30 protein-coding genes and 2 tRNA genes are annotated in these 26,787 nt (G+C 45.7%); 15 read left to right on the top strand and 17 right to left on the bottom strand.

Annotated elements, in window-relative coordinates:
- Positions 1 to 18: 18 nt before the first annotated feature.
- The 3 genes from LEPBO_RS0112945 to LEPBO_RS0112935 all read right to left on the bottom strand — a co-directional run bounded on the left by LEPBO_RS0112945 (position 19) and on the right by LEPBO_RS0112935 (position 1,592).
- Positions 19 to 108: transfer RNA gene (locus tag LEPBO_RS0112945), tRNA-Ser, on the bottom strand.
- 69 nt (positions 109 to 177) lie between these two features.
- Positions 178 to 1,269: a phospho-N-acetylmuramoyl-pentapeptide-transferase gene (gene mraY, locus LEPBO_RS0112940; protein ID WP_017287999.1), complete on the bottom strand. Its 1,092-nt coding sequence runs from the start codon at positions 1,267 to 1,269 to the stop codon at positions 178 to 180.
- An 83-nt stretch (positions 1,270 to 1,352) separates the two neighbouring features.
- A complete protein-coding gene (locus LEPBO_RS0112935) occupies positions 1,353 to 1,592 on the bottom strand; it encodes a DUF3134 domain-containing protein (RefSeq protein ID WP_017287998.1) in 240 nt (79 codons plus the stop codon).
- Between the two features lie 295 nt (positions 1,593 to 1,887).
- Between LEPBO_RS0112935 and LEPBO_RS0112930 the strand changes: the two genes are divergently transcribed.
- The 3 genes from LEPBO_RS0112930 (at position 1,888) to LEPBO_RS0112920 (ending at position 4,333) form a co-directional block, all read left to right on the top strand.
- A complete protein-coding gene (locus LEPBO_RS0112930) occupies positions 1,888 to 2,472 on the top strand; it encodes a PAP/fibrillin family protein (RefSeq protein ID WP_017287997.1) in 585 nt (194 codons plus the stop codon).
- Positions 2,472 to 3,242 carry a PD-(D/E)XK nuclease family protein gene (locus tag LEPBO_RS0112925; protein ID WP_017287996.1) on the top strand — a complete coding sequence of 257 codons (771 nt, stop codon included), beginning with the start codon at positions 2,472 to 2,474 and terminating at the stop codon, positions 3,240 to 3,242. Before LEPBO_RS0112930 ends, LEPBO_RS0112925 begins: the two co-directional genes overlap by 1 nt.
- 146 nt (positions 3,243 to 3,388) lie before the next feature.
- Positions 3,389 to 4,333 (top strand): CHAD domain-containing protein, encoded by a 945-nt coding sequence (locus LEPBO_RS0112920; RefSeq protein ID WP_017287995.1) that lies wholly within the window; start codon positions 3,389 to 3,391, stop codon positions 4,331 to 4,333.
- Here the strand turns inward: LEPBO_RS0112920 and LEPBO_RS0112915 are convergent.
- The 8 genes from LEPBO_RS0112915 to LEPBO_RS37000 all read right to left on the bottom strand — a co-directional run bounded on the left by LEPBO_RS0112915 (position 4,330) and on the right by LEPBO_RS37000 (position 10,127).
- Entirely contained in the window at positions 4,330 to 5,124 is a 795-nt protein-coding gene (locus tag LEPBO_RS0112915) for an ABC transporter permease (RefSeq protein ID WP_017287994.1), read from the bottom strand. The genes LEPBO_RS0112920 and LEPBO_RS0112915 overlap by 4 nt on opposite strands.
- Complete coding sequence (locus LEPBO_RS0112910) at positions 5,108 to 5,992, bottom strand: ABC transporter permease (protein WP_017287993.1); 885 nt, start codon at positions 5,990 to 5,992, stop codon at positions 5,108 to 5,110. Before LEPBO_RS0112910 ends, LEPBO_RS0112915 begins: the two co-directional genes overlap by 17 nt.
- Positions 5,993 to 6,004: 12 nt before the next feature.
- The gene (locus LEPBO_RS0112905; RefSeq protein ID WP_017287992.1) at positions 6,005 to 7,105 is read right to left on the bottom strand and encodes an ABC transporter substrate-binding protein; all 1,101 of its coding nucleotides are present in this window, start codon (positions 7,103 to 7,105) and stop codon (positions 6,005 to 6,007) included.
- Between the two features lie 10 nt (positions 7,106 to 7,115).
- Entirely contained in the window at positions 7,116 to 8,240 is a 1,125-nt protein-coding gene (locus tag LEPBO_RS0112900) for an ABC transporter ATP-binding protein (RefSeq protein WP_026148609.1), read from the bottom strand.
- A 236-nt stretch (positions 8,241 to 8,476) separates the two neighbouring features.
- Positions 8,477 to 9,082 carry a DUF3318 domain-containing protein gene (locus LEPBO_RS0112895; RefSeq protein ID WP_017287990.1) on the bottom strand — a complete coding sequence of 202 codons (606 nt, stop codon included), beginning with the start codon at positions 9,080 to 9,082 and terminating at the stop codon, positions 8,477 to 8,479.
- 63 nt (positions 9,083 to 9,145) lie between these two features.
- A complete protein-coding gene (locus tag LEPBO_RS45325; protein WP_017287989.1) occupies positions 9,146 to 9,274 on the bottom strand; it encodes a hypothetical protein in 129 nt (42 codons plus the stop codon).
- Positions 9,275 to 9,431: 157 nt separating this feature from the next.
- A complete protein-coding gene (gene psaJ, locus LEPBO_RS40955; protein WP_071596157.1) occupies positions 9,432 to 9,557 on the bottom strand; it encodes a photosystem I reaction center subunit IX in 126 nt (41 codons plus the stop codon).
- A gap of 27 nt (positions 9,558 to 9,584) precedes the next feature.
- A complete protein-coding gene (locus LEPBO_RS37000; RefSeq protein ID WP_017287988.1) occupies positions 9,585 to 10,127 on the bottom strand; it encodes a hypothetical protein in 543 nt (180 codons plus the stop codon).
- Between the two features lie 170 nt (positions 10,128 to 10,297).
- On the opposite strand from LEPBO_RS37000, the gene tsaD reads away from it, so the two are divergent.
- Complete coding sequence (gene tsaD / locus LEPBO_RS0112875; RefSeq protein WP_017287986.1) at positions 10,298 to 11,338, top strand: tRNA (adenosine(37)-N6)-threonylcarbamoyltransferase complex transferase subunit TsaD; 1,041 nt, start codon at positions 10,298 to 10,300, stop codon at positions 11,336 to 11,338.
- On the opposite strand, the gene LEPBO_RS0112870 is transcribed toward tsaD, so the two are convergent.
- Complete coding sequence (locus LEPBO_RS0112870) at positions 11,335 to 11,910, bottom strand: hypothetical protein (protein WP_017287985.1); 576 nt, start codon at positions 11,908 to 11,910, stop codon at positions 11,335 to 11,337. The genes tsaD and LEPBO_RS0112870 overlap by 4 nt on opposite strands.
- A 176-nt stretch (positions 11,911 to 12,086) precedes the next feature.
- Between LEPBO_RS0112870 and LEPBO_RS0112865 the strand changes: the two genes are divergently transcribed.
- From LEPBO_RS0112865 to LEPBO_RS0112845, 5 genes are all read left to right on the top strand, one after another.
- A tRNA-Asp gene (locus LEPBO_RS0112865) sits at positions 12,087 to 12,160 on the top strand.
- A 693-nt stretch (positions 12,161 to 12,853) separates the two neighbouring features.
- Positions 12,854 to 13,816, top strand: coding sequence for a hypothetical protein (locus LEPBO_RS0112860; protein ID WP_026148607.1), 963 nt, complete (start codon positions 12,854 to 12,856; stop codon positions 13,814 to 13,816).
- 211 nt (positions 13,817 to 14,027) lie between these two features.
- Entirely contained in the window at positions 14,028 to 14,498 is a 471-nt protein-coding gene (locus tag LEPBO_RS0112855) for a J domain-containing protein (RefSeq protein ID WP_017287983.1), read from the top strand.
- Positions 14,495 to 15,154 carry an HNH endonuclease gene (locus LEPBO_RS0112850; protein WP_017287982.1) on the top strand — a complete coding sequence of 220 codons (660 nt, stop codon included), beginning with the start codon at positions 14,495 to 14,497 and terminating at the stop codon, positions 15,152 to 15,154. The genes LEPBO_RS0112855 and LEPBO_RS0112850 overlap by 4 nt, the downstream gene beginning before the upstream one ends.
- Before the next feature lie 411 nt (positions 15,155 to 15,565).
- A complete protein-coding gene (locus tag LEPBO_RS0112845; RefSeq protein ID WP_017287981.1) occupies positions 15,566 to 15,931 on the top strand; it encodes a hypothetical protein in 366 nt (121 codons plus the stop codon).
- A 1,234-nt stretch (positions 15,932 to 17,165) separates the two neighbouring features.
- Here LEPBO_RS0112845 and LEPBO_RS40045 read toward each other — a convergent pair.
- The 3 genes from LEPBO_RS40045 to LEPBO_RS45320 form a co-directional block, all read right to left on the bottom strand.
- Positions 17,166 to 20,180: a VapE domain-containing protein gene (locus tag LEPBO_RS40045; RefSeq protein ID WP_172410461.1), complete on the bottom strand. Its 3,015-nt coding sequence runs from the start codon at positions 20,178 to 20,180 to the stop codon at positions 17,166 to 17,168.
- 344 nt (positions 20,181 to 20,524) lie between these two features.
- Positions 20,525 to 20,716, bottom strand: coding sequence for a hypothetical protein (locus tag LEPBO_RS0112820; RefSeq protein WP_017287976.1), 192 nt, complete (start codon positions 20,714 to 20,716; stop codon positions 20,525 to 20,527).
- A 324-nt stretch (positions 20,717 to 21,040) separates the two neighbouring features.
- Complete coding sequence (locus tag LEPBO_RS45320; protein ID WP_190711064.1) at positions 21,041 to 21,319, bottom strand: ribbon-helix-helix domain-containing protein; 279 nt, start codon at positions 21,317 to 21,319, stop codon at positions 21,041 to 21,043.
- Positions 21,320 to 21,866: 547 nt separating this feature from the next.
- Here LEPBO_RS45320 and LEPBO_RS42300 point away from each other — a divergent pair.
- The 5 genes from LEPBO_RS42300 to LEPBO_RS0112795 all read left to right on the top strand — a co-directional run bounded on the left by LEPBO_RS42300 (position 21,867) and on the right by LEPBO_RS0112795 (position 25,402).
- Positions 21,867 to 22,058 carry a hypothetical protein gene (locus LEPBO_RS42300; protein ID WP_190711063.1) on the top strand — a complete coding sequence of 64 codons (192 nt, stop codon included), beginning with the start codon at positions 21,867 to 21,869 and terminating at the stop codon, positions 22,056 to 22,058.
- Between the two features lie 87 nt (positions 22,059 to 22,145).
- Complete coding sequence (locus LEPBO_RS0112810) at positions 22,146 to 22,436, top strand: hypothetical protein (RefSeq protein ID WP_017287974.1); 291 nt, start codon at positions 22,146 to 22,148, stop codon at positions 22,434 to 22,436.
- A gap of 72 nt (positions 22,437 to 22,508) precedes the next feature.
- Positions 22,509 to 22,820, top strand: a complete 312-nt coding sequence (locus LEPBO_RS0112805; RefSeq protein ID WP_026148606.1) for a hypothetical protein — start codon at positions 22,509 to 22,511, stop codon at positions 22,818 to 22,820.
- A 509-nt stretch (positions 22,821 to 23,329) separates the two neighbouring features.
- Positions 23,330 to 24,451, top strand: a complete 1,122-nt coding sequence (locus tag LEPBO_RS0112800) for a site-specific integrase (RefSeq protein WP_017287972.1) — start codon at positions 23,330 to 23,332, stop codon at positions 24,449 to 24,451.
- 201 nt (positions 24,452 to 24,652) lie between these two features.
- The gene (locus LEPBO_RS0112795) at positions 24,653 to 25,402 is read left to right on the top strand and encodes a hypothetical protein (RefSeq protein WP_026148605.1); all 750 of its coding nucleotides are present in this window, start codon (positions 24,653 to 24,655) and stop codon (positions 25,400 to 25,402) included.
- A gap of 97 nt (positions 25,403 to 25,499) precedes the next feature.
- Here the strand turns inward: LEPBO_RS0112795 and LEPBO_RS36990 are convergent, their stop codons facing one another.
- Together LEPBO_RS36990 and LEPBO_RS0112785 are read right to left on the bottom strand one after the other, a co-directional pair.
- On the bottom strand, positions 25,500 to 25,880 hold the full coding sequence (locus LEPBO_RS36990; protein WP_036044586.1) for a hypothetical protein: 381 nt from the start codon (positions 25,878 to 25,880) through the stop codon (positions 25,500 to 25,502).
- A 2-nt stretch (positions 25,881 to 25,882) separates the two neighbouring features.
- The gene (locus tag LEPBO_RS0112785; protein ID WP_017287969.1) at positions 25,883 to 26,209 is read right to left on the bottom strand and encodes a hypothetical protein; all 327 of its coding nucleotides are present in this window, start codon (positions 26,207 to 26,209) and stop codon (positions 25,883 to 25,885) included.
- Between the two features lie 197 nt (positions 26,210 to 26,406).
- On the opposite strand from LEPBO_RS0112785, the gene LEPBO_RS0112780 reads away from it, so the two are divergent.
- Complete coding sequence (locus LEPBO_RS0112780) at positions 26,407 to 26,706, top strand: hypothetical protein (RefSeq protein ID WP_017287968.1); 300 nt, start codon at positions 26,407 to 26,409, stop codon at positions 26,704 to 26,706.
- Positions 26,707 to 26,787: the final 81 nt, after the last annotated feature.

Genomic DNA, 26,787 nt, shown 5'->3' with positions numbered 1-26,787 from the left:
GATTACGGGATTTTAGAACGGAGAGAGAGGGATTCGAACCCTCGGTACGGTTCAAGACCGTACAACAGATTAGCAATCTGCCGCTTTCGACCACTCAGCCATCTCTCCAGAGTTGTCGAGTCACATCATAACAGCTTTTTGTGACTCGATCACAGTTTTTTGTGCGGATTTGAGAAATTAGTGAATTGCAAGACTGAATCCAGCCAGGACAGCCGCGATCGTATAAAACCAACCGACAACCTGTGTTTCTGTCCAGCCCGTCAATTCCAAATGGTTATGGAATGGAGACATCCTGAACAAACGCTTGCCGATGCCATTTGCATCTTTTGTGGCTTTGTAATACGTCACTTGAGCAATGACAGAGAGAGTTTCTAAGAAGAACAAGCCGCTCAGAATCAACAACGCGAACAGGGAATTCGTTAGTAATCCAACTGCCGCTAATGCGCCACCTAACGCCAGCGATCCAGTGTCTCCCATGAAGACTTTTGCCGGATTGCGATTGTGAACCAGGAAGCCGAGGCAACCTCCACTTAGGGACGCACAGAAGATACCTAAATCAGCATGCTCAGGTGCGATCAAAGCACCCAATCCCAACAGCGCGATCGCGACTGTTCCACCTGCCAATCCATCCATTCCATCAGTCAGATTCGTCGCATTGCTTTCTGCAACTAAAACGAAACAAGCCAACGCCCAAAAGAGCGATCCCAACGGCAGCACTAGACCCAACGGCAATGCGATCGAAGTGACGCTCGGATTTGTCAGGGCTAACCAGAGACAAAACGCAACTGCAAAGAAGATTTGCAGTCCCATTTTCATCCGCGGAGAAATGCCTTTGTTGGACTTGCGGCGAATGATTTGCCAATCGTCGAGAAAGCCGATCGCAGCGTACGCCATGGTCAATGCTGAAACGGCAATTACATTGCCCGAAAAATTAGACAAAATTAAACCCAGTGCAACCGCGATGGGAACAAAGAAGGCTCCTCCCATCGTCGGGGTTCCTGCCTTCTTCAAATGCGATTGTGGGCCATCTTCGCGAATAATCTGTCCAGCTTTCAGTGCCTTGAGGAAAGGCACAGCCCAAAAGCCGATCCCTGCCGTTGCCAGTCCACTCATCCACATGGGGAACGTCAGTGATGTATTCTGGCTCCAAACTCGTCCACTAAAATGATCCAGCGAGATTGCTGCGATCGTCATGCCAATCGTGAGTAGAAGAAATAGCTTCGTACCCGAAAAATTTAAGGCTCTTCCTGTAAAAAGTTTTGCGTCCACAGGTTTCTCAATTCACTCCGCACATTTCACCACTTAATTATCAAATCAGGCACAAGATTCAGAAGAATCTCGCGCCTCATCGTCTAATCTTCTAAATCTAAATCATCATCGTCATCGTCTGTGTCAAAGGCACTGCTGCCTTCGCCATCCATCAGTTCATTGATCTCTTCTTCATCGTCTAGATAGTCGAAATCTGCATTGTCGCGTGCCAGAAGTCGCCCTGTGCTTTCTAACCAGTCGAGGATCGATGATTCCTGCTGCATCGGGATCACAGCGGCACGTTGGGTTCGAGGTTCTTGACGTAGAGAGGGGTTGTAAATCATTGAGCGGTTGTAACTCCAACAGTAGAGAGCTTCTACTTTATCTTAGATCGACCGAAACACCCAGAGTGTAACACTTACGGGTATAGCTGGCACATTGAATTTGCTTTTGCTTTCGCAAATTAGCAATATACGGTTTAGATTCAATGCATTTTCTACGTTTTTCTGAAATTGTCAAGTAAATAATTTCGGAATTTCGGATTTTTTGGATCAAGACTGAATTTAAGAAACTTTTTGAATCTGAAGCAGAGCCGTGGAGAGCGATTACGATTAATTCTGTTTACGCTAGGAGCGCATCATGATCGGGAAAGCTGCTTTACTCGAAGCGATCGCGGGAACGAATCGCGGCATTCTCGCCTCAGAGTCCGAAAAACAGGCAATTTTAGCGGCGATCGCTCAACTCGAAGATCGCAATCCTACCCCTCGCCCACTTGAAGCAATTCACTTACTTGATGGTGATTGGCGGTTAATTTACACGACCAGTCGCGGCATTTTGGGGATTGATCAATTTCCGTTGCTCAAATTGGGGCAGGTTTATCAGTGTATTCACGCTCCCGAAGCGAAACTCTATAATATTGCGGAAGTTTCGGGTGTGCCGTTTTTAGAAGGAATTGTGGCAGTGGTTGCTCGCTTTCGTCGGATGACGGATCGCCGAGTCGATGTGAAATTTGAGCGATCGTTCATTGGTCTGCAACGCTTAATCGATTACCAATCTCCCAGTTACTTTATTCAACAGCTAGAATCCGAGAAGAAGTTTGCCGCGATCGATTTTCAGATCAAAGACCGGGATCAACAAGGATGGCTGGATGTGACTTATCTTGATGAGGATTTGCGGATTGGGCGCGGCAATGAAGGCAGTGTGTTTGTTTTAACGAAGAACTAATGCGAATCTCTCAAGGACATTTGAATTTACTTGAATTGTGTCCGCGCAAATTTCAGCACACTTATATAGAGCAGTTGGGATCAGCGAATTCACCCGAGCAGCGAGAGCGACTTGCGGCAGGAAGTCGATTTCATGCGCTGATGCAACAGTGGGAAATGGATTTACCGATCGAGCCTTTCCTGCAAGAAGATCCGCAACTTCGCCAATGGTTTCACGCTTTTACGGGTGCTGCTCCGACAATTCTTCAGATTGAGCGTCCTAGCTTTCGGGAGAGTGAGCATCTTCGGACGCTCGAATTCAATGGGCATTTATTGACTGTGGTCTATGATTTGCTACTTTTAACAGATTCAGCAGCGCAAATTTTAGATTGGAAGACTTATCCAAAACCAGCGCGAAAGGACTTATCGCAAAACTGGCAGTCTCGCCTCTATCCATTTGTTTTGGCGGAGACGAGTGAATATGCACCAGAGCAGATTTCGATGACGTATTGGTTTTTCCAAGCGCAGGGAGCCGCTGAATCTCCTCAGAGCTTGAGATTCGCTTACAGTACGCAACAGCATAAGGAAACGCGGCAAAGCTTGCAGCAATTGTTAGCCCAGTTGGATGAATGGCTCGATCGCTATGAGACCAAAAATCAGCCTTTCCCGCAAATTCCACAAACCGAAGAATGTAGCGGATGTAGTTTTGCGGTGCGATGTCAGCGATCGACAGAAGCAGTCAATGCGGAAGTGTTCTTAAACTTGGCAGAGATCCAAGAGATTCCTTTATGAAAGAAGCTGAAATTAAGGATTCCGAAATATCTCTAAAACACCACTGAATGCGTCAGAACCGCAATCATTAACTTAAGTGAGATGTTTCTATTCTGGGAGTGACAGAGACTCAGAATAGAGGTGTATTCCCTTGATAAAAACTCGCCATGAATCTCCATATCCCACTGCAATCAGAAACGCTGAGTCACTTTGCTTATCGTGCGATCGAGAAACATTTCCGTAAAGCGATGAAGCACGAAGAAGAAGTTTTAGCGGATCAAGATCCAGAGGCACTGCATCAAATGCGAGTCGGACTGCGGCGACTGAGAACCGCAATTCAGGTTTTTGGATTTGTAGCAGATCTGCCAAAAGCCGCGAGTGAAGCAAAAATCCGTAAGTTTGCTCAAATTTTAGGTGCAGTGCGAGATGCAGATGTGTTGCAGCTTGAATTGAAGTCGCCCACTTTGCCAGAATCAGAGCAGAAAGAATTAAAACGGGCGTTGAAGAAACTCCAGAAACAGCGATCGCGAGATTTCAAAAAACTGCAAAAGGCGTTGAAATCGCACGAATACAAGGCATTTCGGAAAGAAATGGAGAATTGGTTAGCGTTGCCACATTATCGGGTGATTGGGCAACTCCCAATTCAATCCGTCTTACCCGATGTCTTGATGCCTCTGATTCATGGCGTTCTGCTGCATCCCGCTTGGCTGATTGGACGAGAAGAATCTGGCAGATTTGCCCCGATTACAGCCGAATCGATTCGAGAACAATTGCGGCAGAACGCATCGCTCCACGATTTACGGAAGCAAATGAAACGGGTGCGCTATCAAACTGAGCTATTCACCGAGTTCTATGGAGAGGCTTACAAGGCTCAAGTCGAGGATTTCAAAGCGATTCAAGAGAGTTTGGGAGAGATTCAAGATAGCGTTGTGATGCAGGAGTTCTTAGAGAGCAGCTTGAAGCAAGCGATCGAGAAAACTTGTCCGATTTTTGCCGATCGCCTGCAAGAGAAAATCATCAACGCTTGGCAGCAATGGCGATCGCAACAAGAAAAATATCTCGACCCTTCATTCCGAATGCAGCTTCGGCGGACTGTACTAGAACCGACCTAAGTGAATCGCTTCTTCTCACCCTGGTAGCGAATCCCTTCAGCCAGTAGAGCGAGTCCACCTGAAATCACCAGCAAAACGACGCTCAATGCATTCATATCCGGTCTTACACTGGTTCGGATTCGGCTGAAGATCTCCATCGGCAAAGTTGTAATCCCTCCACCTGCGGTAAAGCTTGCGATGAGAAAATCATCCATGCTCAACACGAAAGCCAGGAGACAGCCCGAGACGATCGCGGGCATTAACTGCGGCAGCAATACCATCACCAATGACTGCATCGGAGTTGCACCCAAATCTAACGCTGCTTCCTCCAGATGCGGGTCAAGATTGACGAGTCGTGTTGAAACGACTAACGCGATGTAAGCCAGGCAGAAAACGACATGGGCAGCCACGATTGTCCAAAGGCTCAGGGGTACTGCAATGACTGCTAAAAATACAAGGGTTGCAACTGCGATCGCGATATCAGGAATAATCAACGGCAAATAAGCTGCACCTTGAAATAACTTTTTGCCAAAGAACTGATATTTTGCAAGCCCGATCGCCAGTAAGGTTCCAATGACAGCTGCGATCGCAGTTGCCAAACTTGCAACTAACAAACTATCTCGAAGCGCTGAAAGAATTCGACTATCTTGGAAAAATTTGATGTACCAAGATAATGTAAATCCAGTCCACTGAGCACTGTTTGGAGCTTGATTAAAGCTGTAGAACGCGAGCACTGATAGCGGTAAATACATAAAGCCAAACATCAGCAAGGTAAACCCTGCTGAGATGCGATTTCTAAATTGACTTTGCATTCTGATCTCCGTATTTAATGAGCAGTGCGATCGCAATACTGACGATTAAAATCAGCATCATGCTCAAAGCTGAGCCATATCCCCAATTCTGCGTTGCACCTAGGAATTGGTCATAAACGACACGCGCCGCAGTTCGGCTCGATGTTCCGCCTAATAGCTCTGGATTGATAAAGTCTCCTAGCGCCGTGATGAATACCAGCAAACCTCCAGCAATAATGCCCGGAAAGCATTGGGGGACAGTCACTTTCCAGAACGCTTGTTGAGGGGTTGCGCCTAAGTCTGCGGCGGCTTCTAACAATCGTCGATCGAGCTTTTCTAACGAGGCATAGAGAATCAGAACCATGTAAGGCAATAAACCATAGGTCATGCCGATCAGGACTGCGATCGGTTGATTTAATAAATCTAAGGTCGGTAAACCGAGACTCATCAGAAAGCTGTTGAGTACGCCAGTTCGACGCAGAATGCTAATCCAGGCATACGATCGCAACAGCGAAGATGTCCAAAGAGGCAATGTAAAGCCCATTAAGATGAGATTTTGCCAGCGTTTGGGAGAAGTGAGAGCAATCCAATACGCGACGGGAAAGCCGAGGACAAGACAAGCGATCGTCGTTCCCGATGCGAAGAGGAACGATCGCCAAAGAGCAGGGAAACTCTCAGGCTGAAAAATTCGCAAGTAATTCTCCAATCCTGATGGATTCACGACATCGCCCGGTTTGATGTTGGGAACAAGGCTCAATTGGAAAATAATCAGGGTCGGAACAATCAACAGCAACAATAGCCAAAGTCCCGCAGGCGAGAGCATCAAGACTGGCTGCAACCAGCGAGGAGAGCTAGAGGTAGAGGATTCAGAAATCGAGGGCGCTTTCATAGTTTAATATCCTCAGCTACTCGTGAGTTTCGTCCAATATCGTTCGTAGGCTTCTAGCGTTTCCCGCTCTACGGGTGCGATCGATTCGGATCTATTCAACAACTCCATCGCGGGGAACAAGCTAGAATTTGACCGAATCGCTTCAGGGAGTTGAGCAATGCCAGCTTGATTGGTCGTTGCAAAGGATAACCGTTCTGTCATTTTGGCGGCGACTTCAGGCTGAAGCATAAACTCCAACCAAGCGTAAGCTCCATCAGGGTTGGGAGCCGTTTTGGGAATCACCATCGTATCTGTCCAGAGAGAAGTGCCACTGCTCGGGATGACATATTTCAACTTTGGATTGTCTTTCATTGCCAGTGCCGCATCTGAGGAGTAAGCCATCGCGATCGACAAATCTCCAGCAATTAATTGATCCCGCCAGGCATCGGTTGTGAAAGTCGCGATCGCAGGTTTCAATTCTTGTAGCCGATCGTATGCTTTTTTCAATTCGGCTGGGTTGGTGGAATTGTAGGAGAATCCAAGCGATCGTAACGTTGCTCCTAACACTTCCCGCACATCATTCATCAAGGTCATGCGTCGCATCAACTTCTCTTTGTTCTCCCACAGATAGTTCCAATCTTTGGGTGCATCCTTGATTTTTTCACTGTTATAGATCAATCCGGTCGTTCCCCAACTCATCGGCACACTGTAACGATTGCCGGGGTCATGCAGTGAGGTTTGAAAACGCGGAATCAGATGACGGAGGCTTTCTAACCGTAAGTGATCAAGCTGGCTCAAATAGCCGAGCTTACTCATCTGAGTCACTTTATAGTCCGATGGATAAATGACGCTATAGATTTTTGCTTTTCCGGCTTGGAAAGCTGCCAACATCGTCTCGTTAGAATCAAACACATCAAACTTAACTTTGATCCCTGTCTTGGCTTGAAATGCATCGACGAGTTCTTGATCAATGTAATTCGACCAAGTGTAGATATTGAGTTCATCGGAAGACTGCACGATCGCCTGATCAGTCTGAACTTTTGCTAATGTCCAACCACAACTTGACAGCGCAAACCCTGAAACTCCTGCGGCTGCAGTTTTGATGAATCGGCGACGAGAGGCACAATAGGACATAACTGCCTCCTTACAACTCAGATAACGCTAAACTGTCGGCTGCATCCCAAGACACATAGAGTGGAGCGTCTGCGTTTGGAAGTTTAGGTGATTTTGGCTGACGCACAATCACACGATCGCCAGAGTTCAGGGCTATCACGCAATAGACATGAGTTCCCAGATACATCACATCTTGCAATCTGCCTTCAAAGCAGTTTGCTGCTGCTTGAGGAGCTAGACTAATCTGGATTTTCTCAGGACGTACGCTCACCGTGACCCAGCCAGAAGTCAGGGATTTCGAGGCAGTATCCTGCTGGACGGTCATTTTGATACCCGTCTCGGTTCTAATCCAAAGCGTCTCAGGATGTGCGCCTTCAATCTTGCCGCGAAATAGATTCGTATCCCCAATGAAATCTGCAACAAATGAAGTGCGTGGACGATCGTAAATTTGCTCAGGCGTTCCCACTTGCTCAACTTTCCCCAAGTTCATCACGGCAATGCGATCGGATAATGACAACGCTTCTTCCTGATCATGCGTCACCATCACAAAGGTCATGCCTAATTCTCGATGTAACGTTGCGAGTTCAACCTGCATCTCTTTGCGTAACTTCAAATCTAATGCGCCTAGCGGTTCATCGAGCAGCAGAACGGCGGGGCGATTGACTAAAGCACGGGCAACGGCGACTCGTTGTTGTTGTCCACCGGAGAGCTGCGCTGGAAATCGATTGGCAAGCGCTTCGAGCTTGACTAATTTCAACGCATCTCGAACTCGATCTTGAACTTCTGATCGCGAACATTTCTGAATTTTCAGCCCAAATGCAATATTTTCTGCGACGGTCATATGACCGAACAGGGCGTAGCTCTGAAAGACTGTATTGGCAGGACGTTTGTACGGTGGGACATTCGACATCGAGCGATCGCGGATCAAAATCTCGCCCGAGGTCGGATGCTCAAATCCCGCAATCATCCGCAGCGTCGTCGTTTTACCACAACCAGACGGCCCTAAGATACTAAAAAACTCGCCGCGCCGAATGCCCAAATCAATACTGCGAACCGCAGATTCACCGTGATAAACTTTGGTGACGTTTCGCAACTCGACATCTAAGCTGACATCAATGCTGCGAGAGGGTGGAGTTTGGGTTGCCATGTGAGACATAAAATATGCTGCCCTGCGATCGTGGGTCACTGACGGCGCGATTGTCCGTCATTTCCGCAACAAACCCATAGTATCCAGAAACTTTGAATTCGGAGCAGTCCGTGAATTCATGCCTTCAATCATGAAGTCTTTATTTCCAGTGGGGTCGTATTGCTAAAGTTCCCTGCCCCGATCTCAAATTCCTAAGTGATTTCCCGGAGTTCACCGCAATTTAACTCTCCCAGTCATTGGGTAGATCATTCGCTTCTCAACTCGTCAGGAATGCCAACGGGAGAAAGTCCCCCAATGGCTCTCAAACCTTGACATCGCAGTAATTCCACAAAACTCAACATGCGCCCTTCATTTTGGGCGACAGCTTCGATCGCACTCAACAAAGCCCGTGCCGCTTCAGTTTCTGTATAGCCTCGTCGTTGAGCAATTTTCAGCGCTTGTTCATCCGCTTCGAGTTCCATCCGCGAGCTGCGGTTATTCCGCCAAATTTGAAAGAGTGCGATCGCGCTTAATCCACTTGCCGCTGCAACTCCCACAAAATCCTGCTGAGCAAGTTCAACCCCCAATCCGATCGCACCTAATGCGGTCAGTCCTAACATTGGGGTCGGTTGAAACCATTTAATATTGCTACTCCAACTGACCGTTCGCAAGATCAGGAGGTCACGCTGAGATCGCGACAACCGACTCCAAAGGTCGAAATTAATATAAACCGGGCGATCCCTGCCCCAGGGTAACGGTGCAGGAGTATCAATGAACGATCGCTGATCTGGCTTACTGACCAACTTGACAAACATCCGACCCGATGCAGGCATCACGTCTAACAATCGTCTAATCTCAAGCTCAGGATTCATAACGGCAGGCAATACGCGACACGCCTCAAAGTATAAGCGAATCAGCGTATTGCCTGTAAGTTTCTAATGCATCAAATACAGCAGATCAGGCGAAACCCAGTTAATCAAAATAAATAAAGTCAAAAAGAAGCTAACAGTTGCAATCCCTAGAATTGAGGAAAGCGAGAGAAATCTGAGAAAACCAGAAGACATAAGCGGCTCCAATATATTAAGGACGCTTACACCTTAAAAAAATTGCGACTACGAATCATCAACCCAATGAAGACCCCTCACTCTACTAATGGATAGATTTAACAAAAATGCGCGATCACAGAAGTCGATCGCGCATTCAAAAAAGTTCCAAATCCGCTTATCTCGGATGAGACAGCAAATCAGGGAAGAACCGATTAAATTCAATCAAAAGACCTGCAGTAAAAGTCAACCACAGTGCAGTCGCTACAGGAGCCGATGAAAGATATCTCAGAAGACCAGACATGGATGAACCTCCAAAACGTGAAGAAAATTAGCGTGCTCGGTTTTGTGAAGCCGCAGGTGCTTGCTTATTCGCTTGAGCCAATAGGACAGAATCTGCTCCAACTGGAACATTTCCGTCACGCTCGGTCAATTCGCCGCTCAGCAACTCTTTCACTGCCAATAAAGGCCATAAAGCAGCCCCCAACATGCAGGAGATTGCCAAAGGCACATTGATAATGATTTCGTTTTCTTCAGGCTTACCTGTCTTCTTAACGGCTTGGAGATAAGAGCGACCTGCCCAACCGATCCAGCCCGTAATCAGCAAGAACAGAATGCCAGGAATGGTGAATTCGCCAGCATGTGCCAGGTTGCCATCCGTGATCAAGTGAGGTAGACCATCATCCTTACCGCATAGCAAATCGGAATACTGCTCAAAACGACGCTGCGCGCTGGCGCTAGTCGAATCTTTCATTCGTTGAACGAACACAGGATTGTCGCCACACCGAGTCAAATTGTAGGCGTGAGCAGGCTGAGGGTTGGCAAAGCCCAATCCTAGGAAAAGAACGAGAACTAGAGCAAACAATCGTTGCATGGAATTGTTTCCCTTTATTTACGAATTACAAAGAAAAGTTGTGTCAAAAACGAAGTTGATTTTTCCACAAATGGGGGTGAATCCAACAGAGCGCTAAACTAGGAAATCAGCTTAGCTCACTCTAATTCGAGCGACTGCTAAAGTCACCTACTCCCAAAACCTACCAGCAAATGGCAACGGTCTTAGCAATTGAAACAAGTTGTGACGAAACTGCGGTGGCAATCGTAAAAAATCGTCACATTCTCAGCAGCATTGTGTCGTCTCAAATCGCGATTCACCAGAAATACGGCGGGGTTGTTCCTGAAGTTGCTTCACGGCAACATGTGGAAATGGTCAATTTAGCGATCGCTCAAGCCCTTGAAGCATCCGGCATAACCTGGTCAGAAATCGATGCGATCGCGGGCACTTGTACGCCCGGACTCGTCGGTGCACTTTTAGTGGGATTGACTGCCGCCAAGACTTTAGCGATCGTCCATCAAAAGCCCTTTATTGGTGTACATCACCTAGAAGGGCACATTTACGCCTCCTACCTCAGTGATCCCCATCTCGAACCGCCCTTTCTCTGTCTTCTCGTCTCTGGCGGACATACCAGCCTAATCTACGTCAAAGACTGCGGCAAATATGAAGTGTTAGGGCAGACCCGGGACGATGCCGCAGGTGAAGCGTTTGATAAAGTTGCTCGCTTATTGAATCTGGGCTATCCAGGCGGCCCAGTTATTGATCGGTTGGCGGCAGAGGGCAATCCACGCGCTTTTGCCCTACCTGAAGGTCAGATCTCTTTACCTGAAGGTGGCGTTCATCCTTATGATTCAAGTTTTAGCGGCTTAAAGACAGCGGTTTTGCGGCTGACTCAAAAATTGCAGGCAACTGGTGAACCGATCCCCATTGCCGATCTCGCGGCTAGTTTTCAAGCAACCGTGGTACGAGCCTTGACGAAACGAGCGATCGCCTGCGCTAAAAATTACGGACTAAACACAATTGCAGTCGGCGGGGGTGTTGCAGCCAATCGAGGATTGAGAGCAGAACTTCAAGCGGCGGCTGAACCGCATCAGATTAAAGTTTTATTTCCGCCGATGAAATTCTGTACAGATAACGCTGCCATGATTGGATGTGCCGCAGCGGAGCATTTTGATCGGGGGCATACATCAGACTTTGCGATCGCAGCACAGTCCCGTTTGCCACTATCCGAGGTCATGACCCTCTACGCTTAATTCTCAATCACAAGCTCCCATTCTCCTGCCTGAGCATTCCAATCGGGTCGCTCAGTCTCTCCGACGACAAACGGCCCCCAATACCTTTGTGAGCCATCCTGAGCGAAGGCAACCACGACATCACCTCGTTTCAGTCGAATTGATCGCTGCGGCAACGACACTAATAATCCGGTTTGGCTGCCTTCTTGCGGCGCAAAATCCCAGTGCGCCGGAAGTGCAAAACCGCTCTGCGGTGAACCCGACTTGAGATTTGCCTCTTTTGGTTGTCGCGAAAGCAGCGCAACTCGGATCGGATAATCTGATCGATTGCGAATTCTAAGATTGCCTTGTTTTGCAGCAATTGCTGTCGCGTCAGGCTTCTCAATTTTTACAGGTGTAACTAGTTCACCTGAAGGAGATTCATCCGTTGTGATCATCGGCACAGAATTTGGCGCAGCGGGCGTGATCGAAATCTCGATTGCAAATAATTTCATCAGAACCGCGCCCACAATTCCGATCAAAACGATCGCAGCCAAAGCAACTTGCAGTGCAACTCTCCCAGTCGGACGAGATCCCGATTTTATTTCTTTCATCACCTGTGCCTAGCTCGTGTCAATCTTCCTACTTCAGTAATAACAAGGGAATTTGAGATCGGGGCAGAAATTTTTATTGAGGTTGAAGAAGCACGTCAAAAAAATCTTTGTAATTTGTTTGACAAATCTACTGAAACACTGCAATATAGAAATCGCGCCACCAAACGCGCAAATCTGGGACTGTAGTTCAATTGGTTAGAGCACCGCCCTGTCACGGCGGAAGTTGCGGGTTCGAGCCCCGTCAGTCCCGTAGAAGATTCGAGAAGAATCCAGAAAATCACCCCAAAGCTGTCCTAAAACTGTCCTAAGCGTTGACAGATTTTACAACGCTTTGAGGGCTGTTAGAGATCAGCCGCATTATCTTGGCGAGAGTGTAACCATTGAACTACAGTCCCAAATCTGCGCTTTGAGCGGCGCACATACGCTAAAGCCTCCGGCTCAGCCGGAGGTTGCTTACTCATCTGGACTAAAACTTTGAGAATCTGGGACTTTATTTTTTCACGCTTTTGAAGCAAATATAGAAAAATAAAGACTGTCAACGATTTCGGTAAAGAACTTTATTTGCGTTCTACACCAGGGGGTATCAAAATTTCGGGTAATCAAAAGTAACTTTTGGGAATCGAGAGTAATCAAAGACACCCCCTGGAGCCTTATCAAAGTTTCTTGTAATTGCTTAAATGCTCCAGGGGGCGATAAATATAACGCACTCTAACGATTCTTTATGAGTATGAAGATTGTATGAATCCGCTCCTAACAGTTCAGGGTAAACACTGACAGAGTGTTAAAAATGCTCTACAGAAGTTTGTAGTGTCTTATGAGCGATAGTTTTACCCCTGGCGTAGGTTACTCAAGAAGTGCATCTCTAATCGAATCTCAAATCACTTTGAGCAGCTTCAAGAGTGCCTTTGATTTCACTCTCTCGGATTCTTCGATACATGGAAAGATGACTTCTAGGGATCTCATAAGAACCCCTACAGCTGATCGCAATGCCCAGAACTATAAGTTTGAATATGAGGACGGTCGAGTTATTCTCGCCAGAGCTTTTCAAGATTATTCTCTAAGCGCTTATGACTCCCAATGGAACTTCACAATAAAAGCGAGTAGCGTTAAAGACATTACGGATTATGCCCTGGGGGCTGCTTACAGTGGTTTACCAAGTGAGGGTTTAAAACCAGGGGGGAGCCTGAGAGCTTTTGACTTGGCTGATAAAGAATTCGTGACGCTCCAAATGGACTTGCAGGGTCGTGTTTTTGAGAAGGTAGATCCTCAACGGGCTATGGTTCCTCCAGACCACACACCAACCCCTGGAGGAATCTATAACCCTGTAAACATACCCTCGAACACAATTCCAGATTATTACCAGGGGGGATACACCCCTTCAGAAACCCCACTATCCCCTAATCCAATTGACGTGATTTCAGGGGGCTTTGAGGATTCAGAACAAAACCTTGAGCCTTTCTGTAGAGTGCTTCCGTCGATTTTAGAAATTGCTCCGGAGACTCCCCCACCATCGGGTAATTGGTGGGAGTCTTTAGGAACTCCCACACCGTTTGATTGGAGTACAGCGACCCGAGTTGAATCCACTCTACCCCCTGGGGAAGAACTCTTTCCAACCACACCGATCGACCCTGAGATCCAAAAAGCTGCCGATGAGTTTTTCAAACCCAAAAATCAACCTTCAACCCCCTCATGGGTTCCAGGGGGTAACGCTTCGATTATTGACCTTAGCAGTATGACCCCTGGAGCAATCACACCCTCTGATAACACCCCTCAAATCCCTACACCTGACCCGCTGTTGCTTAGTAATGATTTCTGGAGCCGATTTGAGAAACCTTTGAACGTTTTTGAGGTTTCGCCAGTGATCGTGGCGATCAGCACAAACTCCGGAGAAGCGATCGCGAATTAGGGGTGGGAATTGGGGGAAGGGAATTAGGGGAATCATAATACCCCCTGGAGCTTCAGAGAATCTTCTTGAGATCCCCTTGTTATGGGAATAATTTCTGTAGTTATTTGTGAAAGATAGAGCAGAAATTGTTCCCTCAGATACAAAGTCTAGTTATTTTTGACTGGCTTTTAGACATTGCACTGTCCCAAAATGTAGGAGTTTAGGCATAAAAATGTATACCGTTGAAGACCTGAAGAGTAAATATAAGAAATTTTCTGAGGCTAAGGATCATTTCCAGATTAAGGCTGGAAGTTGGCAGAAACTCTGTGACAAATTAAATGCAGAGTCTCAGAAAGATGCACAAATACGTAAACTCGAAACTGAAATTAAAGCACTGCGGTCTGAATTGTCCAAAGCATCAGCGAAAAGTGATTTAGATGTACTACTAACTGACTTAGTTTATCCACGGGGGGTCGGGTCTGATGAAGTTTTCGAGTCTCCTGAAGCGCTAGAAAACGAGCCAGAAGATACAGGGAGAGATGACTGGGCATACTTTGAATCGGTTCTCAAACGCCGCTATTATCGCTTAGCGAAACGCTATCACCCTGACAACGGGGGTTCTGAAGCTCAAATGAACAACCTTATCAATGCCTATGAAGTTGGCAGAACCTTCGTAAAATCCAACGGGGGATTGGATAAGTGAGTTCCGTTATTCAAATAGAGACTGATCTAAGTCCGGGGCAACTAAACAAATTCAAAAGCCTTTTTGCCAAGATGCAGCTAAGAGATGGAAAAGCCTATTTTCCTACAAGTGAAATGCATGGTGTTTTACTAACACATAGTAAGCAAAACGCTTTGAACATCATCAAAGCTCACCTGAGATTCGTTCAGCCGTACATTTGGCAGGAAAATGATGATCAGTATCTAAAGCATATTGGGATAGACATTCTTCTAGAACAACTCGGTGAGGAGAGTCCAAAGAAGAAGACTCAATACCTTGCAGCTAGAGCCTATATTTCAGCCTGGTTAGCCAATAACCCTGAAGTCTTCAAGGATGCTCAATTGACAGGACAAGAATTAGACCGGAAAAAGATCAGCGCTATGCAGGCTGTAAGAAATAAGGCGACTCACTGTGCACTGTCTGGGACACCATTTGGACAAGGTGTAGAGTGCCACGTTCACCATATTGAAGGTGTTAGTGAACAACCGAATCTAGCAACTGACCCGAAAAACTTGATTGCTATCCGTGAAGATATCCACAAGGCTTATCACAATTGGGTCAATTCCCAGGGGGGGAGCGTAACAAGAGCTACCCTAAAGCAGTTTGCAGCCTCACACGGATATACAACAAAATGGTAGAGCGTCCCCTGGAACTTTGAGAGAGATCGCAATGGTTCTCAAAGTTCCAGGGGGTTTAGGTGTGATCAGAATTCTAAAAGTAACTTTTTAGGTGTTGAGCAACTAATACATCTCTCTAGGATGCCCTGTAAATGGAGATGAGGGCTTTATTAGGCTTAAATACGCTGGATCAACCTAGACCAAAGCGAGATTTTCATCTATTTACCTGTGAGAAAACCGGAACCATTTCTGGGGTTAATTCTGTGCTCTAGAGGGCAACATCAAATCTATGGTGCAAGTGCCCAGAAGGTTTTGAACTGCTGCCAAATAAGAGTTTTGTGAGTAAATAGCACAGAACCACTAAGCTCTTGCAAATTCTCACCTAACAACCCTTAAACCAACCATCAACTAACCCAAAGGACTAACCCGACCATGCAACCCAAACTATCGTTCTCTCTCGCTGCCCTGGCAATCGGTCTCACAGCCCCCGCGATCGCTGCACAAGAAGCTAGGGAGTTTCAAGCTACTCGAATGCAAATCGCAGAAATTCGGAGAATTTCAACATACGATTATGGAAAGTATTATGCGAGTGAAGAACTGATCGCAGATGCAGTTAACCGCACTTGCCGCACTGCAAAAAATGAAGGGTCGCTAGATGGCTTAATGGCTGTAAGACGTGCCAGATTGAACCAAATGAGCCAAATAGAAAAAGCCGTTTTGATTGATTTATTAGTTTCGAGCGATTTGATAGCTCTAAAGTTGGTTTGCCCAGAGTATGAATACATGCTCCCCCGGTAGCCCCTAAACGAACCCAAATTACCCCCTGGAGCCTATCAAGATCTCCAGGGGGGTCACTCTGCAAAAAGTCACTTTCGGACACTGTTGATAAATCAATACATCCCTCTAGAATGCCCTGTAAAGGGCTAAGGGATCTCAATTAGGGATTCTAGGGATTAATTGAAGAGAAGGGCTAGAATCGCCACTTAGACCACTCAGAGAGGATATTTGATACATAGATTGATTAAGTGCTCTAGAGATTTCTGAGGGATATCTGGGTTGTCTTACAGAGTGCCAGGGGGGGGGTGTCACCCCCCCCTATAAATCCCCTTGGGAATTCAGTTATCTTTTTGACCCCTAGAGCGGTTTTTAGAGCGATCGCATGATCCTTTAGATTCCAGGGGGCGAAAATCAAGAATTCATCGGTAATCTTTCAATTCCTAGGGGGTTGTTTGGAGCCTTCTGAGATTCAAACACCTTGATAACTAAAAAACCACTAGCGGCTAGGTTGAGTGTAAAAAATAGAGTGAAGACCCCCCTGGAAACGTTGGAGTTTTTGTCGTTAAGAACTTCAGTCAGCAGACGGGGAACCGTGTAGGTCGCAATGACTAGACCAATCAGTGAAATCATGGGAGTTAAGGGGGTATAACGCTCTACACCCTACAGACTACTAATTTCGCCATCAGCAAGCTCATCAAGTATTTATCATGACTTTGCTTAATCTCTACAAAAGCATCAAGAGAAATGCCTGAAAAATCCTGTTGCAAATGGCTTTTAGAGATCTCAATGCGTTGTAATACTTGCTTTGTAAAGATTTGAGGGATTTTCATAGATAAAAATCTATTGCTACCCCTAAGTCTATAGATTTTGCCGTGCTACCCCTAGGGGTAGCAGTCTGTAACCCTTATGCTGAAAGAGTTTTGGGGAGGCTGCTACCCCTTGCTACCCCTAAAACCCCGTTTTCAAAACTTTGAAATATTCAACAGCACCAGGGGGGGTACTCCCCTGTGAACAAGTTATTTGTACTTTTTATTGAAAATAGGGGTAGCAGGGGTAGCAGTAGGCTGAAAGCCTTACCCCCTGGTAGTTTGAGGGTGCTACCCCTAATTAGAAACTAGGGGTAGCATGGGGTAGCAGAGGTAGCAAGGGGTAGCAAGGAAAATTCGTTGAAAAGAGGAAACCCCCTGGAACCCTGAGAGATCTCTGAGATCGCTTGAAAGGTTCCAGGGGGTTGTGTGATTTCGTTTCAAATGGCTTAAACGACTTCCATCGGTTTCATCTTTGCGCGATTTGTAATTACCACTTGTCTTCCAGTCCAATGGATTTCCACTGTCCAGCGTTGACAGACATCCATGATGTCTTCTTGAGGTTCTTTTACAACGGTTGCACTTTTCCATTTCCCGCTATCAGAAACCCATACTTGATCGCCTATCTTGGCATCCCAAAGTCTAGGAAGTGGTTTGTTTCTGATTTCAGTTTGATTGACGAACTCATCCGCTATCAGGGATTCTTGGAAGATTAAAAGGTCTTCGATCGTTGGCTCTACTTGGGTTATTGGCTCTACTTGGGCTTGTGTCCCCCCCTGGTTCCCCTGATATTCAGCTTTCACTTCATTGCTAGGAACCCAACGCTTAACCTGTTTCCCATCAATGCGTTTATTCTTTTTCTCCCACCCTAATTGAGTCAAGATTTTTGAAACTCTTTTCAGCTCTTTTTGTCCCTGCATATGGGTTGGAATTAGCAAATCAGACGAAAGGATCTCTTCAATTGAAACCATGTCTTTACCTTGCAAAGAAGCCTTGATCGACTCTTCCCAAGGGTCTGTTGTTTGAAACTGATCTGCAATCATTCCTGCTTCTCGTTCTTCATCCTCTGTTAGATGCCATTGATACCCACTTTTGTAAAGTGCTACTGCTGCTGCCCATAATCGATCTCTTTCCTCTTTCAACAGAGCAATATCAACTTTGCCCGATACAGGGATAATCCAAAATCTACGGTTCCCCGTAGGGTCAATCAGGAACTCTGTTTCGTTTGTGGAGCCAACTAAAACGAATCTACGCTCCATAGATTGATCCGCACGGGCATAGGGCAATCGAACCACATCTGTTCGATTTGTGATGAAAGCTTTTACTGCTGATAGCGCTTTGCGAGAAAAAGCTGTTTCAAATTCTGCATATTCACAGAACCAGTGCTTGTGCATCTTAGCAATTTCATCTGTCGGGTTTGAGTTGTTCAGGGAGTCAATGAAAGCATCATCTCTAGCTGCTAGAACAGTCCAAAAAGTTGACTTACCTATACCCTGACCCCCCTGGAGAATGGGTATAGTATCTACTTTGCATCCTGGCTCAAATACTCTAGCAACCGCCGCAACCATGCTCTTAATGATCATCGTGTTGTAGATGGGTTTAATTTGCCCGAAATATCTTTGAGCAACCCCCTGGAGGATTGAGGTATCATCCCCATACTTTTGATGTACTCCTTCAAGGAAGTCAACAATTGGGTGATAAGAGTGTGCTTTAGCCGCTTTGATCACTGCATCCCTGATATCGTCCTTATTTCGAGATGCAGGCTTAAAGTTATGATCGATCGACAAATCCGCTTTGATCGCTTCCAGACTCAACTCTTGACCATCTAACTCAACGCGCATCTTAAGTTCGTTGTATTTCAGACGTTCCCCGAACTTCTTAAGCAGCATCAAGTAATCGTAGAAGATGGGATCATCCTTTTTCAGCCATCCCCAAACCAATGCACCTGAAAGGGTTAGGATTTCTTCGGTTTTTCCTTGTGATCGTAAGATGCGAATCTCTTTCGCTACAAGGCTCCCTAAATCCTGATCATCGAATTCAAACCCTGGACGACTGCATGAATGAATTTGTTTCTTATTGAGGTACAAAACCGCGAGTTTCAGGATATCTGCTTTTGCCCTGTCTATGTCTTGCTCTGGTACTGATCTCCAGTATTCAGGGAGCGACATTAAAAGCTTTGTGGGATCATCTTTCTCCTCCAACGCTTCATAGGAGTCTTGACCCATGATCTGAATTGCGAGTTTCTGAACTTTCTCTGCAAAGCTGGGGACACCTCGCTTTGCTTCAATTTCTTTCAGCCGCTTTTGAACCTCTGCGGCTTTCTCTGAGTGAGTTTGCTGAATCTTTGGAAACACCTGATCGAATTTCCATAGAATGCTTCCAATTGTTTTTGCTTCTCCTTCTGGTTTGATGCCCCAAGCATTCCATTTTTCTCGATAGGTGTCTTCAGGTTCGTCTTTGAAGTCCTTAGCCGTTCTCGACCATTCGACCCAAGCCTGAAAGATTTCCTCATCTGCTTCTGGGTAGTCTTTGGTCATCTGTTTGAACATCAGCCCTACGTTAGCCCAAGCATGTTCACATTCAGGTCTGAACTCTTCACAGCCATCCGCAAACTGTAAAAAGCTAAGTTTCGTCGTAACCTCAGCCAACTTAGAAGCTACATCGGTTTCATAGTAGACCGTTGATGAAAAGCTACTTTCAGAAGCACTTTCGGGTTTCTCAAAGGATTGAGATTTACCCCCCTGGAGCTTTGCGATCGCTCCACACCAATCCAGGGGGAGAGTCTCAAAATGCCAAACTCCATCTTTCTCTAAGCCATTGTTCTGGTAACTTCCTGTGATCGGGTGAAACCCATACAAGTTCTGATACTTCTTGCCTGCTAGAAACTCCAGAATTGGGTGTGCAGAATCCGATTTATCAAAAATTTGCTTGAGTTTGAGAGAAATTCCAGGGGGGAGCCTGAAGAGTCTTGCCCGTCTCCCATCTCTCCCACTCCTCACTGTAAAAGTCTCAGGCAACTCAGAAAGATTATGCTCAATTCTGAAACGCTCTAACCATTCTGCTGCTAGTGGGGAATCCTCATCAATTGAGGTAAAACGAGTTCCCAGATTCAAGCCCACTCCAACCATGCTTTGAGGTGCAGTCTGGATTGTGTCAGGTGTTAGAGGGTCACTATGATATGTTGCTTTATTCGCTTTTCTAGGATGCACACAAGCGGGTTTCCTGTCTGGCTCCTCTTCCTCCGTGGGTTTCCGATAGGGAGTCAATTCACAATCTTTCGGTAATTTTTTTGCAAACCCGATTACTTCCTGACGGTGATTGGGTTTAGTCCCCCCTGGAGCAATCATAGGAGTTTCAGAAGCACTATCAGCGATCGCTAAATCTCTCGGATTTCCTGACCCATTGTTAGAAACTCCGGTAACTTCTGCTTGGGTTTCGTCGGATTTCTTGAAAAGTGTTGACATATTTGATAACATCGAATTGTTGATTGAGTTAGTTATTGAATTGTTGGTTGAGCTAGTTGTTGAATTGTCGGCTTGATTGTTGGTTGATTCGTTGGCTTCAGTGGCTTGAGACAACAAATCCTGTTCGATCTCTTTCATCGACTTGACCTCATATTTGAAGGTGAATCTTGAGAAACCGCAAATTTCTCAAGGGTTTATGAAAAACAGACACACACGACCTGAAATTATTTTTGATCACCCCCTGGAGCCTTAGAGAATCTCCAGGGGGTTTTTGATCTTGCACCAAATCAAAAAGTGACTTTTGGGGCTTTAGAGAATTCCTAAGATGTTCTCTGGATCTTGCTCTAAGCTGCTTGAACAGTTTGATTTACCGTCTTAGGGTCAATTCCCAAGCGCTCAAAAGCTGCCTGTCTCACAAAGGTTGCTTCGGGCATATTTTGAGGTTTTTTAGCGATCAAAGCATCGTACTCAGCCGATGTAAAAGCGATGGTGATTCTCTCGTAATTTGCGTTGATAAATCTTCCCGGTCTTGCCATCTTTCAACTCCTAAAATTGTTTGAGACAATCTAGATATTGCTGCATTAACTTCGATGATAAGCAATTCTTATTGATATGTCAAACACTTATTTATTGACCTTAAACCGTTGATAAATTTGTCAATAAGTGGGTTAAAACCGTTGATAAATTTGTCAACAAACTCCTTTGAAACTATTAGGAAATACTCAAGAGATCTTTGAGAGTGATCGCTAAAAATGCCCGTCAAAAATACACCCCCTGGAGCACCCAGAGCGATCGCGGGGTAGCTGATTAAGCATTAATGGATCTTTGAAGGGTTTAGTAGGGTTCCAGGGGGTTGTCAATTATTCGGAATCTTTTTGCTCTGTTGAAGATTCCCCTGAGTTTGTAGTATTCGATTGCTTTTTTCGAGGTCTACCTGCACCTTCACGTTTACCCCCTCTACGGTCTTCCTTTGGTTTCTTCTTGGGGGTCACAACTCGCCCCCCTGGGAACAGTACGGTTTCCAGTAGGACTACTGCCATACTTGATATCGGTCTTTTACTGGATAGTGCTAGTTCTTCCAGTTTTGCGTAGGCTTCATCATCCAGTGCAACACTAATTCGCTTTAGTCTTGTGGGCATCGAAATACAGGGGTCGTTACGGTGCAATGCGTACATAGTACTCCTTGTTAGATGTCTGTCCTAATTAATATAGTCTGGCTTAATCAAAAGTGCAACACTTTTTGAATTATAAGTGAGCTAGATGATCCTGCAAAACCAAATCAGTCCTGTTTATATTAATCAAAAAGTGTTGTACTTTTTGAAATTTTGATTTATATTAGATTTGTCGAGGGGAGAGACAACCCCGAAGGCGACCGGGGGACTCCTACCGGGGGGCGAAAGCCGAAACAATGGAGCGGAAGGTTAACCAAGCCTGAGAAAATCTAAAACTCCGGGGTGTCTGGTAAAGGAGTATAAAGCGGGATTGCAACCGCCTTGAACACAACCATTACTGCTTAATCTAAGGGGTTCTTAAAGAACTCTGAATCGATGAAAACGGCTTTTCTGACTCAGATAAAGAAAGCTAGGGAACGAAGATTAAGCTTCTGATTCAAACCTAGCACCCAGGGTTAAGGGTTAGGAACCGACCCCCGAATGTTGGAAGGTGGGACGACAGGACTCAACAGCAGTGGAGCGGGTTGAACCGCTAGACCATAGCACTCCTGGACGGTTGAAGGGCTACCGAAAAACCTTCAAAAACAGCCCTCACGGGTGTTCCTCTCAAGTGTTAGGGCTTGAGCGTATTGAGTTGGCAGTGACCTTATTTAACGTGATTAAGCGGAACTGCACAGCACAGATGGTTCACCCCGCAACACCGTAGGGGTTCTCAGTCCGATTCTGAGATGTGCTTTTGCTCCCCCCTGGAGCATCTAAACCACTTTCAAAAATTTCACAGGAGATTCCCAAAATGCTCACTCTCATTTTTACTGCTTTCTTGGGAGCCTATGCAGCGCAACGAATCAAAATCTGCAATAACCAAGGGGTTTGGCAGATGTCGATTAACTATCAGCAAATCTGGCAAGACTTTCTAGAAGCTTTGCAGATGCTTGAATCGCTTCGGGTTCGCTCTATTGGGTTTGGTCGGGTTTCTCGGAACTACTTCGATAGTTCAATCACCCCCTGGCTATCCCAAAGCTTTGGGGTTTCGCTCAAGATCCCTACACTCAACCTCCCAGCGTTACCAACCCCTCAGAAGTAACCAAAAAATAACCCCTTGGACTCGGCAAAGCTCCAGGGGGGATTCACAAACATCATGGAGTTTTTCTTAATTATGCCTCAAACACTTATCGATCCTAAAATTCATGTCCGTCAAGTCGCTTTTCAAGTATTTTCTGGGTGCTCTCGAACCTACTTAGAAAAGCTACATCAGTTTCTCTCTTCAGAAGATGCAACTGAGTTTGAGAGCGATGAGATTTCTGGGGAGTACTTCTTTGATAACGGTGATTCAGTAATGTTAACAATCACATGCCATCTTTCAGAGTTAGCTCTCGATTTTGATTGGTGCTCTGAAGCGGACGTGCAAGAGGCTCATTACCTGCTCGAAGTGCTATCAGAGTGGCTTGAAAACCCCGTCACAGCTTAGGGTAGCCCCCTGGGATATCCGGTGTGTGTTCGGTGTGTGTTCGGTGTGTGTTCGGTGTGTGTTCGGTGTGTGTTCGATGGCTAAAACGTTTACTGCACAAGCTTCTTAATATTTTTGTTCGTCCCCCATGTCGAACAACCTGCGAACAACCTGCGAACAAGCTCCGAACAAGCTCCGAACAAGCTCCGAACAAGCTCCGAACAAGCTCCAGAAGTCCTATCACACCCCCTGACAAGCTCTAAAACTGTTCTAGAGTCCAGCAATAGGGTTTCAGGGGGTTGTCAAAAAATCGAAAAGCCAGATCAGGGAGTCTGGAGTCACACAAAACCTCTGAAACCATTGAAAACTCGTAGATACCCCCTGGAAACTCAGAGTCATGGTGACAACCTCTTACACCCCGGAACCCTTGAAAATTCATTGAAAATTGGTTGAAGTGTGGAGACATGGTAACAACCACTCAGAAAACCTCTGAAACCATTGAAAACTCGTAGATACCCCTGGAGCTTGGCATGGTTCGAGTCAAAGTAGAGATCGATCGCGTTCAATTTAGACTGCGTTGGACATTCCCCAAAGGAGTACGAAATACTCTGTATATTCCAGGGGGTTGTACTGCGATATCTGAGAATATTGCTAAATCGAAAGCCACTTGGATCGAGCGAGAAATTATTAATGGCACTTACGATCACACCCTGGAACGCTATCAAGAAAGCTCACCAAAACAAACCGAAGATTTAACGGTAATCGCTCTAATGGAGCGGTTCATTACCGTTAAATCCCATGAAACAAACCCCAGGGGATTGCAGAAATATCATGCAACTCTGGCACGGGTTCAACAGTATTTCAGCACCACTAAAAGGGCTTCTGAAATTGATTTAGAAACCGCTGCAAAGTTTCGAGATTGGCTGAAGACTCTGAAGAACTCCAGGGGGTTGCCCCTGTCTAACGTGACTATCAAAGAACGATTACAAATCCTCTCAAGCTGTTGGAGTTGGGCAGAAGATGAGAAGATCCTCAAATCAAACCCCTGGAAACGTGCGAGTAGAACGATCAAAAAACAAAAGTCTCAGCCAAAACCCTTGACCCCTGAAGAGATCCCTGTAGTCATCGCAACTTACCAAAGTGACCCCTATTATTCGTTCTATGCCGATTTAGTGAAGGTGCTTTTGGGGACGGGTGCAAGGTTTGGTGAAGTGGCTTGTTTAACCTGGGATGATCTTTCAGAAGATTGCGATCGTATTCACTTTCATAAGTCATTCTCCAGGGGTGAAACTAGCCCCACAACAAAGAATGACAAGACCGGATGGATAAACATACCAAACAACCTACAAGCAGTCTTAAAGCGTCGAAAACTCTCAAGATGCTCTGATAACCCCCTGGTATTCCCCTCAAGTCGTCAAGGGTCTGAAATTAGCGATCAGACGTTCCGCGAATCTTGGATAGTGATCCTCAGAAAAGCAAAAATCGAGTACCGGAAACCCTACAGTACTCGATCTACTCTGATTAGTTTTTGGCTGAGTCAGGGAGAAGACCCCGCAACGATCGCTAAGATGACCCGCACATCGATCAAGATGATCTACGAACACTATGGAGCCTCTATCAAAACTAATGTAGTGCTCCCAGAGATTTTCTAGATGGTCAAACGATCAAAAGTGAAATCCCCTCAATGCTTTCGAGCTTTCACAATTGCTCCAAAGTGCTCCAGGGGGGTTTTGAAAATTCAGATCATTTAGTGACAACCTCTAAACCTCTGAAACCCTTGAAAACTCGTTCATAATCGCGTACTAGCGAATCACCAAAACCCCATGAAAACACTCGCAACACCCCCTAAAAAGATGAAGCAAGATAATCAAAAATTCGAGAAAGCCCTTAAGCCTGCTGGCATAAAACTTCTAAGCCGGATCAACAACCACTTTCAGCGAGTTGCAAAACGTAAGGACTTTGCTCAAGCTCTACAGGTTGCCCAAAAAGTGATTCATGAGTTTGGCGATCGCTACTGTGGAATTTGGTTGCTCCAACATACCGAAGCACACCCAGCACTCATTCAAAAGATTCTCAAGCATATCAATCGGGGCATTCAGAAGCACTATCAACACGCTTTAGGGACGCTACTAGCAGAGCGGCTGACATCCCTCAAAGTGCCCTTAGAGAATGCTGTAAGAGTCTCGGATAGTGGTGTATATCTCACTGTCGGGGCTTGTGCCGTACTGGAGTTTTTTCCAAGTTCTGACTCACCCATTAAAGTGGTTGAGAATTTCCAGGGGGTTGGAGTCGATCGATCCACAATTTTTATGCACCCCCTGGCAAGTGGCATTCAAGGCAAAACTCTGAATAGTTGGGGGGTTGCAAGCGGACTAATTTCAACTGCTCTCGGTTGGAGTGGTGATGGTGATCCCGAGCTTTGCCGTAAGAACCTCCTAGAAGCTTTTAGAGCACTCGGTAGAAGCGATTTAGACGGTTACTTATGGCTTGCAAGATTTGATGATTCGGGACTTCTAGAAATGGTTGCGATCGCTCAAGAGGGCATCAACAGAAAACTGAGAGGTAAACCCTTGGATCTGACGATTCACCCAAAGGGTGCTTGATACTTTAACCCCCTGGAACCTTCTAAGAGTTCCAGGGGGTTGTTTTAATTGCTTGTAACTCTTCCGCAGTTAGCTTTTCCGGTTTTTTGAGCTTTGATTAATTTGCAAAGAATTGGATCACATCCAGGGGGATAAAAGCAATGCTCGATATGGTTGCGGTGAGATAGGTTAACTGTAGATCCCCTGATGGATAAATGATGAGTGAGAAGGGATTCGGATCAGATCCCGGAAAGCGTTTTGCGACATTCGGGCGAAATTCTCCAGGTAGGTTTAGAAGAACGTTTGAACCCCCTGGAGAATTTTTAGTAGCCATCCCTTGAAGCTCAACCATACCGTTTAGGTGTTTTCGGTAGGACACAGGGGGATACACGGTGTTTTGATCGGTAAAGCTAGTCCAACCGTTTTGGAGATTAGCAGTGATCCAGGGGGGTGTAGTTGCGGTTGAAACGGGTACAGTTGATCGAACGGCTCCAAGCATTTTCAGGCTCCTCTAGTTATCTTCAAAACATTCAAAATTTTTACGAATTTATCTCCAAGTTGACCTAAGACTTTCTCATTCGCATCTACGCGATTTTCAAGGGCATCTATGCGATCGCTGCAAGACTCTCGGATCATCCCCTGGATCAGATTCACCAAATCCTCATCACTGTCTGAGACGCTTCTAGAATGTGAATCACCTTGGAGATAAGCATCTACAAATTCTCGAAGCACTGATGAAGCACTCCGATGATTTTGAGAAGCTTTGTCTTTGAATTCTTGCCAAGTTTCAAAGTTAATCTCGAAAGTTGCTAGCTGGATATCACGCATTTGTCTAGGAATTCTCTAGATCAATTATAGAGAAGGTTTTAGAGATCTCAAAAGTATTTTTATGCGTGTTCAAAAGTAGTTAATTTGATAATCAAAATAGCGTTACTTTGTTTTGTAAGATTTTGTATGAATCTGATTGATTTTATGGGTTTCTAATGTAATCTGATTTGACTGAATGATTCTGAGGTAAACCCAAGATGCCTAAGAAATCAACTTTACTCCTAGAAAATGTTTGTCAGCAGATTTCTTTAGATGAGGCTGCAAAGCTTCTAGGATGGGCAAAACCAACCCTTCAGAGCTTCATGAGTCGCCAACAGAGAGATCAGGATGAGTGGAGATGGTTAAAGGGTGTTGTCTACTTCCAAACTTCCGAGATGGGCGCGATCGTCTTTAACCGTTACATGCTCTCAATGTGGCAGATTGCCAAATCCCAGAATGACCCAGGGATTTACTTAAATGCGATCAGCCGATTTCAAGAAGTTGTGAGGGGAAATTAGGAGTTTCCAGGGGGTTTGCTAAAAGTCACTTTCTGATTATCACCCCTGGAATAGTTCAAGGGTTCTCAACAGGTTCCAGGG

This window comes from Leptolyngbya boryana PCC 6306 (assembly GCF_000353285.1).
In the GTDB taxonomy this organism is placed as follows: domain Bacteria; phylum Cyanobacteriota; class Cyanobacteriia; order Leptolyngbyales; family Leptolyngbyaceae; genus Leptolyngbya; species Leptolyngbya boryana.
Note: the sequence above shows the minus strand (reverse complement) of the source record. Positions and strands in the feature narration are given on the sequence as shown.

What these genes read in the sequence shown, in the direction of transcription:
- LEPBO_RS0112935 (WP_017287998.1), bottom strand. Translation starts at nt 1,592, where the DNA reads ATGATTTACAACCCCTCTCTACGTCAAGAACCTCGAACCCAACGTGCC.
- LEPBO_RS0112930 (WP_017287997.1), top strand. Translation starts at nt 1,888, where the DNA reads ATGATCGGGAAAGCTGCTTTACTCGAAGCGATCGCGGGAACGAATCGC.
- LEPBO_RS0112925 (WP_017287996.1), top strand. Translation starts at nt 2,472, where the DNA reads ATGCGAATCTCTCAAGGACATTTGAATTTACTTGAATTGTGTCCGCGC.
- LEPBO_RS0112920 (WP_017287995.1), top strand. Translation starts at nt 3,389, where the DNA reads ATGAATCTCCATATCCCACTGCAATCAGAAACGCTGAGTCACTTTGCT.
- LEPBO_RS0112915 (WP_017287994.1), bottom strand. Translation starts at nt 5,124, where the DNA reads ATGCAAAGTCAATTTAGAAATCGCATCTCAGCAGGGTTTACCTTGCTG.
- LEPBO_RS0112910 (WP_017287993.1), bottom strand. Translation starts at nt 5,992, where the DNA reads ATGAAAGCGCCCTCGATTTCTGAATCCTCTACCTCTAGCTCTCCTCGC.
- LEPBO_RS0112905 (WP_017287992.1), bottom strand. Translation starts at nt 7,105, where the DNA reads ATGTCCTATTGTGCCTCTCGTCGCCGATTCATCAAAACTGCAGCCGCA.
- LEPBO_RS0112900 (WP_026148609.1), bottom strand. Translation starts at nt 8,240, where the DNA reads ATGTCTCACATGGCAACCCAAACTCCACCCTCTCGCAGCATTGATGTC.
- LEPBO_RS0112895 (WP_017287990.1), bottom strand. Translation starts at nt 9,082, where the DNA reads ATGAATCCTGAGCTTGAGATTAGACGATTGTTAGACGTGATGCCTGCA.
- LEPBO_RS45325 (WP_017287989.1), bottom strand. Translation starts at nt 9,274, where the DNA reads ATGTCTTCTGGTTTTCTCAGATTTCTCTCGCTTTCCTCAATTCTAGGG.
- psaJ (WP_071596157.1), bottom strand. Translation starts at nt 9,557, where the DNA reads ATGTCTGGTCTTCTGAGATATCTTTCATCGGCTCCTGTAGCGACTGCA.
- LEPBO_RS37000 (WP_017287988.1), bottom strand. Translation starts at nt 10,127, where the DNA reads ATGCAACGATTGTTTGCTCTAGTTCTCGTTCTTTTCCTAGGATTGGGC.
- tsaD (WP_017287986.1), top strand. Translation starts at nt 10,298, where the DNA reads ATGGCAACGGTCTTAGCAATTGAAACAAGTTGTGACGAAACTGCGGTG.
- LEPBO_RS0112870 (WP_017287985.1), bottom strand. Translation starts at nt 11,910, where the DNA reads ATGAAAGAAATAAAATCGGGATCTCGTCCGACTGGGAGAGTTGCACTG.
- LEPBO_RS0112860 (WP_026148607.1), top strand. Translation starts at nt 12,854, where the DNA reads ATGACTTCTAGGGATCTCATAAGAACCCCTACAGCTGATCGCAATGCC.
- LEPBO_RS0112855 (WP_017287983.1), top strand. Translation starts at nt 14,028, where the DNA reads ATGTATACCGTTGAAGACCTGAAGAGTAAATATAAGAAATTTTCTGAG.
- LEPBO_RS0112845 (WP_017287981.1), top strand. Translation starts at nt 15,566, where the DNA reads ATGCAACCCAAACTATCGTTCTCTCTCGCTGCCCTGGCAATCGGTCTC.
- LEPBO_RS40045 (WP_172410461.1), bottom strand. Translation starts at nt 20,180, where the DNA reads ATGTCAACACTTTTCAAGAAATCCGACGAAACCCAAGCAGAAGTTACC.
- LEPBO_RS0112820 (WP_017287976.1), bottom strand. Translation starts at nt 20,716, where the DNA reads ATGGCAAGACCGGGAAGATTTATCAACGCAAATTACGAGAGAATCACC.
- LEPBO_RS45320 (WP_190711064.1), bottom strand. Translation starts at nt 21,319, where the DNA reads ATGCCCACAAGACTAAAGCGAATTAGTGTTGCACTGGATGATGAAGCC.
- LEPBO_RS0112810 (WP_017287974.1), top strand. Translation starts at nt 22,146, where the DNA reads ATGCTCACTCTCATTTTTACTGCTTTCTTGGGAGCCTATGCAGCGCAA.
- LEPBO_RS0112805 (WP_026148606.1), top strand. Translation starts at nt 22,509, where the DNA reads ATGCCTCAAACACTTATCGATCCTAAAATTCATGTCCGTCAAGTCGCT.
- LEPBO_RS0112800 (WP_017287972.1), top strand. Translation starts at nt 23,330, where the DNA reads ATGGTTCGAGTCAAAGTAGAGATCGATCGCGTTCAATTTAGACTGCGT.
- LEPBO_RS0112795 (WP_026148605.1), top strand. Translation starts at nt 24,653, where the DNA reads ATGAAGCAAGATAATCAAAAATTCGAGAAAGCCCTTAAGCCTGCTGGC.
- LEPBO_RS36990 (WP_036044586.1), bottom strand. Translation starts at nt 25,880, where the DNA reads ATGCTTGGAGCCGTTCGATCAACTGTACCCGTTTCAACCGCAACTACA.
- LEPBO_RS0112785 (WP_017287969.1), bottom strand. Translation starts at nt 26,209, where the DNA reads ATGCGTGATATCCAGCTAGCAACTTTCGAGATTAACTTTGAAACTTGG.
- LEPBO_RS0112780 (WP_017287968.1), top strand. Translation starts at nt 26,407, where the DNA reads ATGCCTAAGAAATCAACTTTACTCCTAGAAAATGTTTGTCAGCAGATT.